Origin of the sequence: Gibbsiella quercinecans, assembly GCF_002291425.1 — a bacterium.
Lineage (GTDB): Bacteria > Pseudomonadota > Gammaproteobacteria > Enterobacterales > Enterobacteriaceae > Gibbsiella > Gibbsiella quercinecans.
Genome location: NZ_CP014136.1, coordinates 5,117,785 through 5,134,312, shown reverse-complemented (window position 1 = coordinate 5,134,312; position 16,528 = coordinate 5,117,785). Strand labels below are relative to the sequence as shown.

General features: G+C 57.2%; 14 protein-coding genes. 8 read left to right on the top strand and 6 right to left on the bottom strand.

The genetic code is table 11. The annotated features are described in order from the left end of the window. Window positions 1–140 precede the first annotated feature (140 nt). The 3 genes from prc to ACN28Q_RS23315 all read right to left on the bottom strand — a co-directional run bounded on the left by prc (window position 141) and on the right by ACN28Q_RS23315 (window position 3,503). Entirely contained in the window at window positions 141–2,180 is a 2,040-nt protein-coding gene (prc, locus tag ACN28Q_RS23325; RefSeq protein WP_095848515.1) for a carboxy terminal-processing peptidase, read from the bottom strand. Between the two features lie 19 nt (window positions 2,181–2,199). Next, window positions 2,200–2,910: an RNA chaperone ProQ gene (gene proQ, locus ACN28Q_RS23320; RefSeq protein ID WP_095848514.1), complete on the bottom strand. Its 711-nt coding sequence runs from the start codon at window positions 2,908–2,910 to the stop codon at window positions 2,200–2,202. 95 nt (window positions 2,911–3,005) lie between these two features. Continuing rightward, complete coding sequence (locus ACN28Q_RS23315; RefSeq protein ID WP_095848513.1) at window positions 3,006–3,503, bottom strand: free L-methionine (R)-S-oxide reductase MsrC; 498 nt, start codon at window positions 3,501–3,503, stop codon at window positions 3,006–3,008. Between the two features lie 275 nt (window positions 3,504–3,778). Here ACN28Q_RS23315 and yebS point away from each other — a divergent pair, with 275 nt between their 5' ends. The 4 genes from yebS (at window position 3,779) to ACN28Q_RS23295 (ending at window position 9,764) form a co-directional block, all read left to right on the top strand. Then, window positions 3,779–5,029: a membrane integrity lipid transport subunit YebS gene (yebS, locus tag ACN28Q_RS23310; protein WP_095849174.1), complete on the top strand. Its 1,251-nt coding sequence runs from the start codon at window positions 3,779–3,781 to the stop codon at window positions 5,027–5,029. After that, window positions 4,998–7,628 carry a PqiB family protein gene (locus ACN28Q_RS23305; protein ID WP_095849175.1) on the top strand — a complete coding sequence of 877 codons (2,631 nt, stop codon included), beginning with the start codon at window positions 4,998–5,000 and terminating at the stop codon, window positions 7,626–7,628. Before yebS ends, ACN28Q_RS23305 begins: the two co-directional genes overlap by 32 nt. A gap of 354 nt (window positions 7,629–7,982) precedes the next feature. Next, window positions 7,983–9,419, top strand: coding sequence for a 16S rRNA (cytosine(1407)-C(5))-methyltransferase RsmF (rsmF, locus tag ACN28Q_RS23300; protein WP_095848511.1), 1,437 nt, complete (start codon window positions 7,983–7,985; stop codon window positions 9,417–9,419). Between the two features lie 96 nt (window positions 9,420–9,515). Further along, window positions 9,516–9,764: a YebV family protein gene (locus ACN28Q_RS23295; protein ID WP_095848510.1), complete on the top strand. Its 249-nt coding sequence runs from the start codon at window positions 9,516–9,518 to the stop codon at window positions 9,762–9,764. 77 nt (window positions 9,765–9,841) lie between these two features. On the opposite strand, the gene ACN28Q_RS23290 is transcribed toward ACN28Q_RS23295, so the two are convergent. Continuing rightward, entirely contained in the window at window positions 9,842–10,234 is a 393-nt protein-coding gene (locus ACN28Q_RS23290) for an ASCH domain-containing protein (protein ID WP_095848509.1), read from the bottom strand. Window positions 10,235–10,558: 324 nt separating this feature from the next. Here ACN28Q_RS23290 and yniD point away from each other — a divergent pair, with 324 nt between their 5' ends. Both yniD and ACN28Q_RS23280 read left to right on the top strand, forming a co-directional pair. Next, on the top strand, window positions 10,559–10,666 hold the full coding sequence (yniD, locus tag ACN28Q_RS23285; protein WP_230469481.1) for a small membrane protein YniD: 108 nt from the start codon (window positions 10,559–10,561) through the stop codon (window positions 10,664–10,666). Between the two features lie 320 nt (window positions 10,667–10,986). Continuing rightward, window positions 10,987–11,196: a hypothetical protein gene (locus ACN28Q_RS23280; RefSeq protein ID WP_095848507.1), complete on the top strand. Its 210-nt coding sequence runs from the start codon at window positions 10,987–10,989 to the stop codon at window positions 11,194–11,196. Window positions 11,197–11,503: 307 nt separating this feature from the next. On the opposite strand, the gene ACN28Q_RS23275 is transcribed toward ACN28Q_RS23280, so the two are convergent. Together ACN28Q_RS23275 and ACN28Q_RS23270 are read right to left on the bottom strand one after the other, a co-directional pair. Beyond that, a complete protein-coding gene (locus ACN28Q_RS23275) occupies window positions 11,504–12,694 on the bottom strand; it encodes a M20 aminoacylase family protein (RefSeq protein WP_095848506.1) in 1,191 nt (396 codons plus the stop codon). A 23-nt stretch (window positions 12,695–12,717) separates the two neighbouring features. Then, window positions 12,718–14,031 carry an MFS transporter gene (locus ACN28Q_RS23270; protein ID WP_095848505.1) on the bottom strand — a complete coding sequence of 438 codons (1,314 nt, stop codon included), beginning with the start codon at window positions 14,029–14,031 and terminating at the stop codon, window positions 12,718–12,720. 147 nt (window positions 14,032–14,178) lie between these two features. Between ACN28Q_RS23270 and ACN28Q_RS23265 the strand changes: the two genes are divergently transcribed. Further along, entirely contained in the window at window positions 14,179–15,102 is a 924-nt protein-coding gene (locus ACN28Q_RS23265) for a LysR substrate-binding domain-containing protein (RefSeq protein ID WP_095848504.1), read from the top strand. Window positions 15,103–15,432: 330 nt separating this feature from the next. Further along, the gene (locus ACN28Q_RS23260) at window positions 15,433–16,434 is read left to right on the top strand and encodes an ABC transporter substrate-binding protein (protein ID WP_095848503.1); all 1,002 of its coding nucleotides are present in this window, start codon (window positions 15,433–15,435) and stop codon (window positions 16,432–16,434) included. Window positions 16,435–16,528 lie beyond the last annotated feature (94 nt).

The following is a 16,528-nucleotide window of genomic DNA, read 5'->3' as shown; positions in this document are numbered from 1 at the left end:
TCACCAGCAACCAGATCAATATCAGCGTGAACATTCAAAGCAAGTAGCCACAAGCCGCCCTTCGGGGCGGCTTGTTTCTAGAGGAAACTGATTGATTTTCACCTGATAAAAACGCCCCCGAAGGAGCGTTATATTTTAGGTTATTTCGCCGGCTGTGGCTGCGGCTGTTTTTCCAGTTGCCACAGATCAAGCGCGATATGCACGGTTTCATCCAGGTAAGGATCGGGCTCCTGGTAATCTTTCGGCAGATCCTCAAGCGACTTCAACGGTTTCTTGCCAGCGTGCGCCAGGCGATCGTTAATCCGTTGCAGCCGGGTTGCGTCGTCATCGTGGTTCTCTTTTTCACGCTGCGCATAGTTCAGAGAAACGATGTTGCGTTTATCTTTCAACGCTTTGTAACGCGCAATATCCTGGGCGATGTACTGGAACTCCGGATCCTTGGCGATACGCTGCTCATGGTCTTTCAGCAGTTCCGGCTCAAACGGTTTCAAATCACCAAACCGGGTGAAGCTTGCCGCATTAATGCTATCCCACGGCATGGCGTTATCTTCAAAGCTTTCGCCCGTTTCGGCCGGATCGATACCGGTCGGCATCAGGATATCCGGCGTCACCCCTTTGCGCTGGGTGCTGCCGCCGTTAATGCGATAAAACTTCTGAATGGTGTACTGCACCGAGCCCAACGCCGGCCATTCCGGGCGCAGCATCTGATCGTAGATGCGGTTGAGCGAACGGTACTGCTGCACGGTGCCTTTACCAAAGGTCGGCTCACCAACGATCAACGCGCGGCCATAGTCCTGCATGGCGGCGGCGAAAATTTCGGAAGCCGAAGCGCTGAAGCGATCGACCAGCACCACCAGCGGGCCTTTATAGTAGATGACATCATCGGTATCAGCGTCTTCACGGATTTTGCCGTTGTTGTCACGCACCTGCACCACCGGGCCGCTTGGGATAAACAGGCCAGAAAGCGAAACCGCTTCGGTCAGCGCCCCACCGCCGTTGGAACGCAGATCGATCACCAGGCTTTTCACGTTTTGCTTGGCCATCTTCTGCAGTTGTACTTTCACATCGTCGGTCAGGCCAACGTAGAAGCCCGGGATATCCATCACCGCAACTTTGTCTTTGCCCACGGTTTTGATGGTCATTTTCACCGCGCGATCTTCCAGGCGGATACGCTCACGGGTCAAAGTCACCACGCGCGTTTTGGTGCCCTTACCGGCCGGTAGGATCTCCAGGCGCACCTTGCTGCCCTTCGGCCCCTTGATCAGGGAAACCACGTCGTCCAGCCGCCAGCCGATAACATCCACAATCGGCTTGCCAGTCTGGCCAACGCCGACAATGCGATCGCCCACGGTGATTGCCTTGCTCTTGGCCGCCGGGCCGCCCGGCACCATGGAGTTGATCAGGGTGTAGTCGTCATCCATCTGCAGCACGGCGCCGATGCCTTCCAGCGACAGGCTCATCTCGGTATTGAACTGCTCGGTGTTGCGCGGCGACAGATAGTTGGTATGCGGATCGATTTCATGCGCGAACGCATTCATGATCAATTGGAAAACGTCTTCGCTGTTGCTCTGCGTCAGGCGCTTGATGGCAGCCTGATAGCGTTTGGTCAGCGTTTCGCGAATTTCTTTGTCGTTCTTGCCCGCCAGCTTCAGGTTGAGACGGTCATACTTGACCTTCGCATCCCACAGGCGATCCAGCTCGGCCTTGTCTTTTGGCCACGGGGCTTTACTGCGATCGATATCGATCGTGTCGTTGCCGGTGAATGCCACCGGTTTATCCAGCAGCGTTAACGCATAGCTGTAGCGCTCGAAACGGCGTTTCTGCGCCAGATTGTACAGCGCGTAGGCGGTGTCCAGCTTGCCGCTTTTCAGCTCTTCGCCGATCTGGTTACGCTTGTCAGCGAACTGTGCCACGTCGGATGCCAGCAGCACGTTGTGGTTATAATCCAGCATATTCAGGTAGCGATCGAAGATCTTGCCTGAAAACTCTGCATCAAGGGAAAATTGGCGGTAATGAGAGCGGGTGAAGCGCGAAGTCACGCGCTCACTCACTGTCGCATGCTGGGGTTCCTGGTGAAGCTGCGGCAGTTGATCAATGCGGATGTTGGCGGTATCCGCACCAAAACTGACGCCAGCCCACAGCAGGCCAGCCACTGCGGTCAATCTGACAAATTTGTTCATGCCTTAGTTGGCCTCCGTATCAGAACTGCAAGTGTTCTGCGCGCACAATCATCGCCAGACCGGAAGATAGCTGCACACGTACGCCGTCTTTAGCGACTTCAAGCACGGTGGCATCCATAGCGTTCTTGCCAGCTCTGACTTTGATTTCCTGACCAATTTGCAGTTTCGATATATCCGTAACTGGCACTGGGCGAGGCTGACGTTCCTCTTTTACCGCACGAGGTTGGCGTGTTTGTTGCGGGCGGGCTTGTGGGCGCGGCTTGCGGCCTTCCGGCGCAGCACCGGCTTCACGGCGTGCAACCGGCGGTTTGCCGGCAGCGCGTGGGCGGCGTGGTGCATCAGTAGCAGCGGCGCCAGCGGCCTCGCGCTTCTTGGCATTTTGCTCGGCACGCTGTGCCTGAACACGCGCTTTAGCTTCTTCAAGCTGTTGGCGGGCATGATCGACGTGCTGCTGTTCCAGCTCACCACAAGGGTTACCGTCAAGATCAACGCGCTGTGCGCCTACTTTGACACCGTACAGGTAGCGCCAGCTTGAGGTATACAGGCGCAAAGCAGAGCGCAATTGTGTCTTGCTCAGATTTTCTTCGCCCTGCACACGCTCTACCAGATCCTGAAAAATACCGATTTTCAGCGGACGAGCTTCGCCTTCGGCACTAAAGCAGAGCGGAAAACGCTCGGCAAGAAAAGCAATGACTTCTTTACTAGAGTTCAACTTAGGTTGATTTTCCATGAAATTTCCTGATTACAACGGGTTTGCCAACCAGCGCAGGCATGAACAGGCGTCATTATAATGACGCCATCGGTAATTGCCACGTTAACTGTCGATCAACTTACCGTTGTAGTGACATATTTCTCACTATCACACTGCTCCAACTGCGCGCAAAGCCCCGCCACCACTGCCTTCAGCCCTAACTCATCCTGTTCGTCGAAGCGTTGATAAACTGTGCTATCGATGTCCAGCACGCCGATAATTTGCCCGCCAACCACCAGCGGCAGGACAATTTCTGCGTTGCTGGCCGCGTCGCAGGCGATATGCCCGGGGAAAGCATGCACATCATCAACGCGCTGTACCCGGTTTTCCGCCACGGCCGTTCCACACACACCTTTACCCACCGGAATACGCACACAGGCGATCTTGCCCTGAAATGGCCCCAGCACCAGTTGGGCGCCATCCATCAGATAAAAACCCACCCAGTTGACGTCATCCAGGCGTTCATTAATCAACGCGTTGGCGTTCGCCAGGGCGGCAATAAAATTGCGTTCTCCATCCAGCAACGCCGCCAAATCGCGCGCTAATTCTGCATAGTTTTGTTCTTTGTTCATTTATTAACCATAACACTCTGTAGATAACCGAAGCATAACCCGTATAAATAAGCATTAAATGCGTATCGTCACAAGGCCAATCATCCGTTGCTTCACAAAACCCTCTGCTTCAGGGTATGTTTGGCTGCGGCAGAGGTGACACTTTTTTACCATTAATCGCGGCAGGCGGCGCAACTTCCGGCTACGCTGAACAAGCAACGCTAGGCCCGCGCCGTAATCAATATGCACCGTTATCGGCGGTTTATCATCACCAACCCGTAGAGCCATTTTCCATGATGGAAATACACGCAATCACCAGCCAGCCGCTTAAGCCGCGCTATCAACGTTGTAGCGAATGCGATCTGCTGTTCTGCGTGCCACCGCTGGCGGCGAACCAGGCGGCATTTTGCCCGCGCTGTAACGCCAAAACCCTGCGTGGCCGCGACTGGTCGATGAAGCGCCTGACCGCCATCGCGGTGGCGATGCTGCTGCTGATGCCGTTCGCCTTTACCGAACCGCTGATCAACATTCACCTGCTGGGCACCAGTATCAACGCCAGCCTGCTGCAAGGCATCTGGCAGATGAGCAGCCAGGGCAACCCGCTCACCGCCAGCATGGTGGCTTTTTGCACCTTTGGTGCCCCGCTAACGCTGGTGCTTTCCCTGCTCTACCTGCGCATTGGCCATACCTTTGGCATGAACCTGCGCCCCGTGCTGCTGATGCTGGCCCGGCTGAAAGAATGGATCATGCTGGATGTCTACCTGATCGGTATGGCCGTCGCCGCTATCAAGGTGAAGGAATATGCCGACATTCAATTCGGCAATGGACTGGTGGCCTACCTGTCGCTCACGCTGCTCAGCATCCTGACGTTGATCCACATGAATCTGGAGCAGCTTTGGGCGCGTTACTACCCGCAAGAGAAACGCCGGGAAGGCTCGCCGGAAACCCTGCAGGTTTGCCTGGCGTGCCATTTTACCGGCACCGCTGATGCGCAGGGGCGCTGCCCGCGTTGCCATACCCCACTGTGCCGGCGCCAACCCTACAGCCTGCAGAAAACCTGGGCGGCGCTGATTGCGGCTATGATCCTGCTGCTGCCGGCCAACCTGTTGCCCATTTCGGTTATTTATGCCAATGGCGAGCGCCTTGAGGACACGATTTTTTCAGGCGTGGTGTCGCTGGCGACCTCCGGCAACGTGCCTATTGCCGGGATTGTCTTTATCGCCAGCATACTGGTACCGTTCACCAAAGTGATCGTGCTGATTACCCTGCTGCTCAGCATCCACCTTAAAGCCGCGCACAACCTGAAAACCCGGATCCGCTTGCTGCGCCTGGTGACCTGGATTGGGCGTTGGTCAATGCTCGATTTATTCGTCATCGCGTTGATGATGTCGCTGGTTAACCGCGACCAGCTATTGTCTTTTACTATGGGGCCTGCAGCCTTTTACTTCGGTTCTGCAGTTATCTTAACCCTCCTTGCCGTTAAATGGCTGGATAGCCGACTGATTTGGGATGCGCATGCCACAGGAAATGCCGAATACACCGATTGAAGCACGGGTCACCAAGAAACACCGCATCTCGCCATTCTGGCTACTGCCGTTTATTGCTTTATTGATCGCAGGCTGGCTGCTTTACAGCAACTACCTGGAGCGCGGCACCACCGTCACCATTGAATTCCAGTCGGCGGCGGGCATCGTTGCCGGCCGCACGCCGGTGCGCTATCAAGGGGTGGATGTCGGCACCGTGCAATCCATCAGCCTGAGTAAAGATCTGCGCACCATCTTGGTTGAAGCCAGCGTTAAAAACGAACTGGCGGACTCGCTGCGTGAGGGCACACAGTTCTGGTTGGTCACACCGAAAGCGTCATTGGCCGGGGTTTCCGGCCTGGATGCCCTGGTCGGCGGTAACTATATCGGCATGCTGCCCGGCAGCGGCAAACCGCAAGACCACTTCAGCGCGCTTGATACCCAGCCCAAATACCGCCCGAATACCGGCGAGTTAATGATCCACCTGCATGCCGACGATCTTGGCTCTCTCACCTCCGGCTCGCTGGTCTATTACCGCAAGCTCCCGGTCGGCAGCGTTTACGACTACACCGTCGCCGAAGGCAATAAGGGCGTGACCATCGACGTGCTGATTGACCGCCGCTTTACCCACCTGGTGAAATCCGAAAGCCGTTTCTGGAACGTCTCCGGCTTTAAGGGCGATGTCAGCCTCGCGGGGGCGTCGGTACAAATGGAAAGCCTGGCGGCCTTGGTTAATGGCGCGGTGGCTTTCGATTCGCCGGCGCCGGGCACCCCAGCCAAGGCCGATCAAAACTTCACGCTGTACCCGGATCTGGCCCACAGCCAGCGCGGGGTGAGCATCACGCTCGATCTGCCGAGCGGCAACGGCCTGAATGAAAACCACACGCCTCTGATGTACCAGGGGTTACAGGTAGGTACGCTGACTAAACTGACGTTGCAACAGGACAACAAGGTCAGCGGTGAATTGACGATCGATCCTTCCGTGGTCGATCTGATGCGCAGCGGTACCCGTATTGTGATGCGCAGCCCGAAAATCAGCCTCAACGATGCCCGGCTAAGCCAACTACTGACCGGCAATACGCTGGAGCTGCTCCCTGGAGAAGGCGAGCTACAGCAGCACTTCAACGTACTGGATAACAATGAAACGCTATTGCAGCAGCCGGGCGTACTTACCGTTACGCTGTCTGCGCCGCAAAGCTACGGTATCGACGCCGGCCAGCCGCTGCTGATCCATGGTATCAAAGTGGGCCAGATCGTCGGCCGCACCCTGACCGGCAGCGGTGTGGTCTTCCAGGCGGCGATCGACGCCCAATATCGCGATCTGCTGCATAAAGACAGCAAGTTTGTCGTCAACAGCCGTGTTGATATTAAACTCGGCCTGGACGGGGTGAACGTGCAAGGCGCCAGCGCCCAGGAGTGGCTTGACGGCGGGGTGCTCATCATTCCCGGCGGCAAAGGCGAACCCGCCCGCCAGTACCCGCTGTATGCCAATGCCGATAAGGCCGCAGCCGGCATCACCGGCGATGCGCCGCTGCCTACCCTGACGCTGACGGCGACCAGCCTGCCGGACGTACAGGCCGGTTCGATCGTGCTGTACCGCAAGTTTCAGGTTGGCGAGATCGTCAATGTGCGCCCCAAGGCCAATGAGTTCGAGGTGGATGTCTACATTAGCCCGGAATACCGCAAGCTGCTTACCGAGCAAAGCATTTTCTGGGCCGAAGGCGGCGCCAGGGTGCAGTTGAACGGCAGCGGCCTGACGGTGCAGGCTTCGCCACTGAACCGGGCGCTCAAGGGCGCCATCAGCTTCGATAACCTGCAAGGAGTAACGCTGGACAAAGGCGCCAAACGCGTGCTGTACGGCAATGAAACCGCAGCACGCGCCGTCGGCAGCCAAATCACGCTGAAGACCTACAATGCCAGCAAGCTGTCTTCGGGAATGCCGATCCGCTATCTCGGCATTGATATCGGCCAGGTGGAATCATTGCAGCTTTCTCCACAGCGCAGCGAAGTGCTGGCCAAGGCGGTGCTGTATCCGGAATACGTCGCCACCTTTGCCCGCGCCGGCACCCGTTTCTCGGTCGTCTCCCCCGAAATTTCCGCGGCTGGGGTCAATAACCTGGATACGTTGTTGCAGCCCTATATCAATATCGAACCGGGCCAGGGCGGCACGCGGCGTGAGTTTGAGCTGCAAGAGGCCAGCATCACCGATTCACGTTACCTGGACGGCCTGAACGTGGTGCTGGATGCCAGCGACACCGGCTCGCTGCAAATCGGCACGCCGGTGCTGTTCCGCGGGATTGAAGTGGGGACGGTCACCGGATTCTACCTGGGAGCGATGTCGGATCGCGTGCATGTGGCGCTGCGGATCAGTAAGAAATATCAGAACCTGGTGCGCAACAACAGCGTGTTCTGGCAGGCTTCCGGCTACAATCTGCAGTTCGGCCTTACCGGTGGGATAATAAAAAGCGGTACCTTCCAGCAGTTTATCCGCGGCGGGATTGCTTTTGCCACACCACCAAGCATTCCACTGGCGCCAAAGGCTGGGCCGGGGAAACACTTCCTGCTCAATGCCGAAGAGCCGAAGGATTGGCGTTCCTGGGGCACGGCGATCCCACAGAATTAACCTCACGGCCCCCTCACCCTAACCCTCTCCCACAGGGAGAGGGAACCGGCCGGTGTGCGCTTTAACTCCTGTATACTCACCCTGGCCCTCTCCCACAGGGAGAGGGAACTGACCAGTGCTCGCTTCAACTCCTGTACCCTCACCCTGGCCTTCTCCCACAGGGAGAGGGGATCGTCTGGTGTTCGTTTTAACCGCTGCGCCTTGTTGAATAGAGCTACATGTTTCACAGCGCGCGCGATCGGCTCCCTCTCCCGCTGGGAGAGGGTTGGGGTGAGGGCAATCACATCCCCTGTCCGGCATTTTCATGCTAAAATCCCGCCTTTCATTTTTATTTACAGCCCAGAGAGTTCCCCCGTGGCCAAACCCGCCTCCGTATTGCTACCGCCCGAATTTCTTGCATCAACACGCGCCATTATGCCGGCCGAACTGTCGATGGAGGCGTTCATCGCCGCCTGCCAACGCCCGTTGCGCCGCAGCCTGCGGGTGAATACGCTTAAAATCAGCGTGGCGGACTTCCTGGCGCTGGTGCAGGGCTACGGCTGGCAACTGGAGCCAATCCCATGGTGCGCCGAAGGGTTTTGGATCAGCCGCGCGGATGAAGATCTGCGGCTGGGCAACGCGGCCGAGCACCTGAGCGGCCTGTTCTATATCCAGGAAGCCAGCTCAATGCTGCCGCCCAGCGCGCTGTTCGCCGCAGAAGCGGCGCCGAGCCGGGTTCTCGACATGGCTGCCGCGCCCGGCTCAAAAACCACGCAAATCGCCGCGCTGATGCACAATGCCGGCGGCATCGTCGCCAACGAATACTCCGCCAGCCGGGTGAAAGTGCTGCACGCCAATATCAGCCGCTGTGGGGTAAAAAACGTCGCCTTGACCCATTTTGACGGGCGAGTGTTTGGCGCCGCCTTGCCGGAAAGCTTCGATGCCATCCTGCTGGACGCCCCCTGCTCCGGTGAAGGCGTGGTGCGCAAAGATCCGGCCGCCATGAGCAACTGGTCGCCGGAAAGCGTGGCCAGCATCGCCGCCACCCAGCGCGAGCTGATCGATAGCGCATTTCACGCGTTGAAGCCCGGCGGCGTGCTGATTTACTCCACCTGCACCTTGAACGAACAGGAAAACCAGCAGGTGGTGAACGGCCTGCTTACCGCCTACCCCGAAGCGGTAAGCGTCGAACCGCTGGGAGATCTGTTCCCCGGCGCTGAAAAAGCGCTGACGGCGGAAGGGTTCCTGCACGTCTTCCCGCAGATTTACGACAGCGAAGGCTTCTTCGTTGCGCGCCTGCGCAAAAACGGCTCCGCCCCGGCGCTGCCTAAACCCAGCTACAAGGTCGGTAAATTCCCCTTCACCCCCTTCGCCGCCAAAGCCGCCGCCCAGCTGTGCCAGAGCGCCGCGGCGGCCGGGCTGGCATGGGATGAAAATAGCCGCCTGTGGGAACGGGATAAGGAAATTTGGCTGTTCCCCGCCGAGCTGGAGCCGCTTTTCGGCAAGGTGCGTTTTTCCCGCATTGGCCTGAAGCTGGCCGAACGCTTCCCGAAAGGTTACCGCTGGCAGCACGAAGCCGTGATTGCGCTGGGCGATGGGCGCGGCCAGCAGGCCTTTGAGCTGAACGCCGAGCTGGCACAGGAGTGGTATCACGGGCGCGATCTGTATCCCACCGACTTACCGGCAAGCGATGAGTGCATCGTCACTTATCAGCATCAGCCGCTGGGGATCGCTAAACGTATCGGCAACCGGATCAAAAACAATCTGCCGCGTGAACTGGTGCGCGACGGCGCGCTGGATTTTCACCCATAGCGCAGGCTTCGGCGCCCTCGGTGGCATTTTTTGCTCTGTTGACTATGCTCATAAAGGACTGGTCGTACCTCCCTCCCCACAGAGTAAGGAGTTCCTATGGGCAAAACCGTAGTAAAAATCGGCACCTTCGAGATTGACGATGCGCATCTTTCCCCCGCCAATGGGCAGGCGGAGGGAGACAGCACGTTGAGCATTCCCTGTAAATCAGATCCTGATTTATGCATGCAGTTGGATGGCTGGGATGAGCACACCAGTATCCCTGCCGTGCTCAATGGGAAACAATCTTTGCTGTATAAGCACCACTACGATAGCCAGGCCGATGCCTGGGTGATGAAACTGAAATAATGGCTGGAAAGACAAGGAGCGCGCTGTGATCCGCAACGGCACTGCGCGTTTTTTTATTGCCCCGGCACGGCCAGCGATCAGAACCGCTCCACCACCTTGAAGTGCATCAGGATCAGTGACATGTCCGGTGAAAACATCTCGTACTCTTCGAAGAAGCGTTTATGCTCCCGGCGCCAGTGCGCCAGCGAACGGTCGCCTTCGCCTTCCGCATAGGCATGGGCTTCGTCCACCTGATCGTAGCTTTTCAGATCGACCGCGGTCAGTTCCACCGCACACACCGGCTCCCCTTTGCCGTTGACAACGACGAAAGCGTCGCCCACCACCGGGATACCGTCTTCATCCAGTGCTGAACAGGTGGCCGTTTTCTGCCCATCGAGCACCAGCGCGACTAACTCATCCGCCAGTTGCTCGGTATCGCCAAAAGCCCAACGCTCGGCATTTTCATACTTCTTCGGTACCGCTGTTGACATCATTTACCCTGCGTGATTGCATTATAGAGGCAACAGAATAATACGCCCTCTCAACGTGAGGAAGCAGAATTGGCAATCCCCCCCACCGCCAATACGGATTTACCCTATTTTACCCGTCGGCTATTGCCCGGGAGTATTACGCAGGCATACTGGTTGGCTACACACGTAAGCCGCAGCGCCGCACCAGGTGGAAATATGAAGAATTCCGATAAAGATCCCGATGATACCTTCAGTGATTTATTAAAAGTGATCGCGGTGGCGGTTATCATCATTATCATTGCATGTATCTGGTATATTAGCGCCTAAGCGAATAAGGAGGTTCAGGTGGTCACCAAACGTATGCGGCTAAAACACTGGAAAATGTTTATCATTCTGGTGTTGATTTGCCTGGGGTTACTGCTGTTGCGCTGGGCGGCGATCGCTTTCGGCTAAGGTTGAGTGCGAGCTGCGGCTCAAGCAGCTCGCGCAGGTAGGCAATACGCGCCTCCCCCTGCGGCAACCACCGGCGGCACAACCAGTTCTGTACTTCAGCGTGTTGGCTCAGGCGGTAATATTCAGCCAGTTGATCCACCATGTTCATCGCGCTTCCCTCCCTTGATTATTCGGTACCTTCATTATCAGGTGAATAACCAGAAGAAATACTGACGAATTAATTTTTATACTTCCTGTTTTCGGCCCGATTAGCCACCTGGAGTAGCGACATGGGTGTACAATTGCTACATTGAGCAAAAATCACCCAACCGAGGTAACCCATGAATTTCTCGGAGCAGGAGATCAAACCCGTATGGGATGAAGTCGCCCGCTTGATTGGTGAAAGCGTGATGGAACTGCGCCATCGGGGTGAAGTTTTATCGGTAGAAACCTTGGCAAAACACCTGGAGCAACAGCGGGACAACAACCGGGATATTGAATCGCGCATCTTGATCGGCGCGGCAATTAATATGCTGAAGGATAAAAAATGAATCGCCAACCCGAAGGCTGGCGATCCGTTAGAAACCCGAGGTATGCAAGCCCGGCTTTCTGTACGCATTATCGCACTCACAGGCCGCGCCGTTAATAAGAATCGTCGGATTTTCGCGTAATTAACAGCATTTTTCTCTCATCCCTTACCGTTTACTTTGGCAACGACAGATATCGTGCCTATTTCTGCTTTCTGCGCCCTCTGCCACCGCCACGCCCCAGCGAAGTTCAAAAATCCCGGGTGATGAAACCAGGGATTTGGGTATAAAAGACAGCCAGAGAAGGGGATGGTTGAGGTTGCTAAACCGCTTATTCCGCGCCCAGTTCCAGCTTCACGATATTGATCCAATACCCGATGCCGAGCGGCAGGATCTCGTCATTGAAATCAAACAGCGGCGTATGAACATGATGATAGCTGCCGTCGGGCTTAACGCCGTTGCCAATCAGCATAAACGCGCCTGGCCGGGCCTTCAGCATATAGGCGAAGTCCTCGCCGGCGGTAATCGGCGGATAAGCCGCATCGACGCCCTCCTCACCCACCGTGCATACGGCAGCAGCGGCGGCGAGTTCCGTTTGCGGCGCGGCGTTGACCAGTGCGGGATATCCCCGTTCATAGCAGACCTCCGCCGTACATTGGTGCGCGGCCGCCAGGTTTAGCGCCAGGTCGGTCAGCCGCTGTTCCAGCGTATCCCTGACCGATGCCTCATAGGAGCGGGCGGTTCCGCGCACGACGATCTCGCTGGGAATGACATTCGCGGAACGCTCATGCCCCGCCGAAATATAACCGGCGCTGAGAACCGCCGTCTCACGCGCTGGCACGTTACGGCCAATAATGGTTTGCAGCCCCAGCAGGAAATGCGCCAGCGGCATGCTGGGATCGGTGGCGCGATGAGGAACCGCGCCGTGCCCACCGGTGCCCTTGAATTTGACGGTCCAGGTATCCACGCTGGCCAGCATCGGGCCGGGCCGGATGCCGAACCGGCCGACCGGCAATCCCGGCTCGTTGTGCAATCCGTAGACGGCATCGCAGGGAAAGCGCTCAAACAGCCCTTCTTCGATCATCACACGCCCGCCGCCGCCTTCCTCTTCCGCCGGTTGAAAGATGAGATGAACCCTTCCGGCGAAGTCGGGATGTTCGGCAAGATAGCGCGCCGCGCCCAGCAACATCGCCGTGTGGCCGTCATGACCGCAGGCGTGCATTTTCCCTTCGTATGCAGAGGAATACGGTAAGCCGGTCGTTTCCTGCAGGTTAAGCGCATCCATATCCGCCCGGAGCCCGATACGGCGTTTCCCCGGCCGGTTGCCGACGATGGTGCCGACCAGTCCGGTGCAGGCAAGCCCGCGCGTCACCTCGATGCCCCAGCTTTCAAGCGTTCTGGCGATAATCCCGGATGTTCTTTCTTCTTCGAACGCCGCCTCGGGATGCTGGTGAATATCCTGCCGCAGGGCGATCAATTCAGGCAGGTATTCGCTGATTTCATCAAATATCGTGTTCTTCATTTATTTCCATTCCCCTACTCTATTTAATCGTTAAGCCGGACATGCCGCGTCTCACGCATCATCAGCATGGCAACGACGGCGACCGCATTGGCGATGACCAGATACCAGGCCGGCGTCATCGGATTACCCGTGATGCCGATCAGCCAGGTGACCACAAACTGCGCCGTTCCGCCGAAAAGGGTGACGGCCACGGCGTAGGAAAACGAGAGGCCAAGGCTGCGCACATGGCTCGGGAAAGACTCGGGGATCATGCCCAGCATTACGCCGGCATTGATTGAATGCAGCGTCACCAGCAGCGCGACCATCAGCAGCAGCATGGTTCCCGTCTGATGATGCGTGATCAGCAGGAAGGCGGGATACGCCGCCAGCACCAGCAGCGCGCGCGGAATAATCATCACCACTTTGCGGCCGAAGCGGTCGGAGAGCCAGCCGCCGACCAGACTCATTACCGCCATGGTGGCGCCGGTGACGAATGTCGCCAGCATGGCAACGCCCATCGGCAGCTTGAGGGTCGTCAGCGCGTAGGTGGTCATATAGCTCGAAATATACATGGTGACAGCGCCGCCGGCGATAGCGAGACCGGCAAGCACCACGGTACGGCCATGACCGGCGAACAAATCGGCGAGCACGGCTTTTGTCGAGCGGTGCGCCTGCTCGTTATTCAGCGTCTCAGGCAGCCGATTACGGATATAGATGCCGACAGGGGCAATCAGAATGCCCAACAGGAAGGGCACGCGCCATCCCCATGACTCCAGACTCTCTTGCGGTAAAATCTGTGTCATAAGAAAACCCATCAGCCCGGCGAGCAGGAAAGCCAACCCCTGGCTGGCCGACTGCCAACTGGTATACAGGCCGCGTTTGTTGGCGGGCGCGCGCTCCAGCAAGTAGGTGGTGGCCGGCCCCATTTCGCCGCCGGCGGAAAATCCCTGAATAAGACGCGCCAGCACCACCAGACAAGGCGCCGCGATACCAATCGACGCATAAGGCGGAATAACGGCGAGCAAAGCCGAACTCAAGGCCATCAGGGAGATGGTCAGGGTCATTGCCGCTTTCCGTCCTTTTCGATCGGCATAGGCGCCGATCAGGATCCCCCCCAGTGGGCGCGTCAGAAACCCGACGCCGAACACCGCCACCGAAAGCAGCAGGCTGCCCAACGGCGTTTCCGCCGGAAAAAACTGCCTGGCAATAACGGCGGCAAAAATGCTGTAAATGGTAAAGTCATAAAACTCAAGCGCGTTTCCAAGTGTGACCGCCCCAATACTCGCCGTCCTCCCCGGCGCGTTAGCCTCTGTTTCATGCTGCTCACGGGCGGAAACCGCCGCCGTCGTTCTTTCCATACCAGTCCCCCGGGTTACATGTGATTTTTGTCTTTCAGGTCAGACTAGCGAAAATAGTTAATTTGAAAAAATGCATTAATATTGAACAATACGTACATAAAATGTATGTTTTAACCAAACTGTCATCATAACTATTCAGGTGAATACGTGTCCTATTCGATCAAACACCTGCATTATGTTGTCGCGGTAAAACAGACCGGTTCGCTCGCTAAAGCGTCCGAAAGCATGTCGGTTTCCGTGTCCTCGATCCGTGAAGCCATTCGCCTTATCGAAGCCAAGCTGCATATCAGCCTGTTCCTCAGCGAACCGGCCAAAGGAATGAAACTGACCCGCGACGGGGAACGATTCGCCGCGCTCGCCGAAGAGTTTCTCAGCGCCTATCGGGGGTTTGAACAGGCGGCGGCGCATATCCCCCTGGATTGGGAGCGCGATATTTCTCTGGGGGTGCTTGCCAGCGCCGGGCCGCTTATCATGCCGGCGCTGCTCGCTCAGTTCTCCCGTTCTGTTTTGAACGGACATATCCAGCTCGTTGAGCACGGTTCGAAAGAACTTTCAGAAGCGGTTCGTTCCGACAAACTCGCGGCGGCTTTTACCTTCAATGACGATCTCCACCCCTCGCTGGCGTTCGTCGAGTTGTTCAAACCTCCCCTTCACGTCGGCCTGCACCCGACCCATCCGCTCGCCGGGAAAAACACAATCCATTTATCAGAGTTGGAAGAAGAGCCATACATTCTGCTCGATTTCGATGGCGCCCGGCGCTATTACGCGGGACTTTTCGATCATCATGGGATCAGACCTCAGGTCGCCTATACGGTGAGTTCGCGCGAGATGGCATACAATATGGTGGCTGCCGGCCTCGGTTATTCGGTGTTCAACCTTTGTCCGCTGCCTACCGAAAATGGGCCGTTGTCTGAAGCGATCGTGCGTATTCCGCTGGAATCGGACTACTGGAGTCCGGCCTTCGGCATGATCCATCTGCGCAGCCGCAACGGCGGCCTGATTGACGGTCTTTATCAGACCTGCCGTTCCATTGCCGGCAGATCCGGGAATGGCCGCTATCGGACGAATTGATCTTCACGCCTTCAACGGGATGCCCCTGCGCCGCAACGGTCATCTGCGTTCACTCAACCAACGCTAAACATTCGGGTGTCCACACGGCGCCCCATCATTGCCCACCCGCGCCAAAGTTGGGCGCAGTGGTGGTGCAATCGCCGCCAAACCAGGGCAAAACCGCCGTTCGCGCAACCCATAACTAAATCAAAGTTTTTATAAATCAGCTAGCTGATAAATATCCTCGCCGATCCGCCGCGATTGGCCTTTAACTTGCTTTGGCTTGTATATACATGGACGGACATTACCGATGAGGACATCAACTCACCAGTGCGAAAGATGAGGGTTCCAATGAAGCAACCAATAACAACGTTGAAAAAAATGCTCGCCGCCGCCTGCTGTATCGGGATGCTGTCGGCCCAGGCACTCGCCGCCGACGCCCCGCTGCCCAAACCGGAGCCCGGTACTTTTAAAATGGGCATCGAGCCCTGGCTGGGCTATGGCCAATGGCACGTAGCCAACCAACTTGATTTATTTAAACAGCAAGGGCTGGAGAAGGTTGAGATCATCAACTTTGCCGAAGACAAAGACATTAACGCCGCGCTGGCCAGCGGCCAGATCGATGCGGCCAATATCGCCACGCATACCGCGATGGGGATGGTTTCCGCCGGTTTGCCGGTGAAAATCGTGCTGCTGCTCGACCAGAGCCAAACCGCCGATGCGCTGATTGTCGGCGCGGGCATCAACGCTCTGACCGATCTGAAGGGCAAACAGGTTGCCTATGAAGAGGGCACCACCAGCGACATTCTGCTGCACAGCGCCCTCGCCTCGGCCAACATGCAGTGGAGCGATATCGTGCCGGTGCCTATGCCGGCCGATTCCGCCGGCAGCGCCTTGATCGCCAAGCGCGTCACCGCCGCCGTCACCTACGAGCCCTACCTGAGCATGGCGAAAAAACAGGATCCCAACGTAAAACTGCTCTACAGCGGTGAATCCGATCCGGGCCTGATCAGCGATGTACTGGTGGTGCGCGATGAAGCCATCAAAAACAAACCGGGCCAGGTAGCCGCGATGATAAAAAGCTGGGATGCCGCCCTGCAGCACTATCAGCAAAACACCGCCGAAGGCCGGGCAATCATCGCCAAACAGGTGGGCGCCAGCCCGGCAGACCTGGAAACCGCCTTCGACGGCGTGAAGTACTACACGCTGGCGGAAAATAAACAGGTATTGAGCGAACATTTCGCCAAAGTGACCTTTGCCCACGTGCTGAAAGCGGCCACGGAAGCCAAACTGGTAAGCAAGCCGGTCACGCCAGAACAAATTATCGAACCGAAGTTTGTTAACGGCCTGTAAGGCCGTTTTGCCCCTCGTTTCTGGCGAGGGGTTTTCGCGTGCCCGTGCAACACCCACCCTGCCGGCAGCATACCGGGGCCGACAGGGTGCGAGA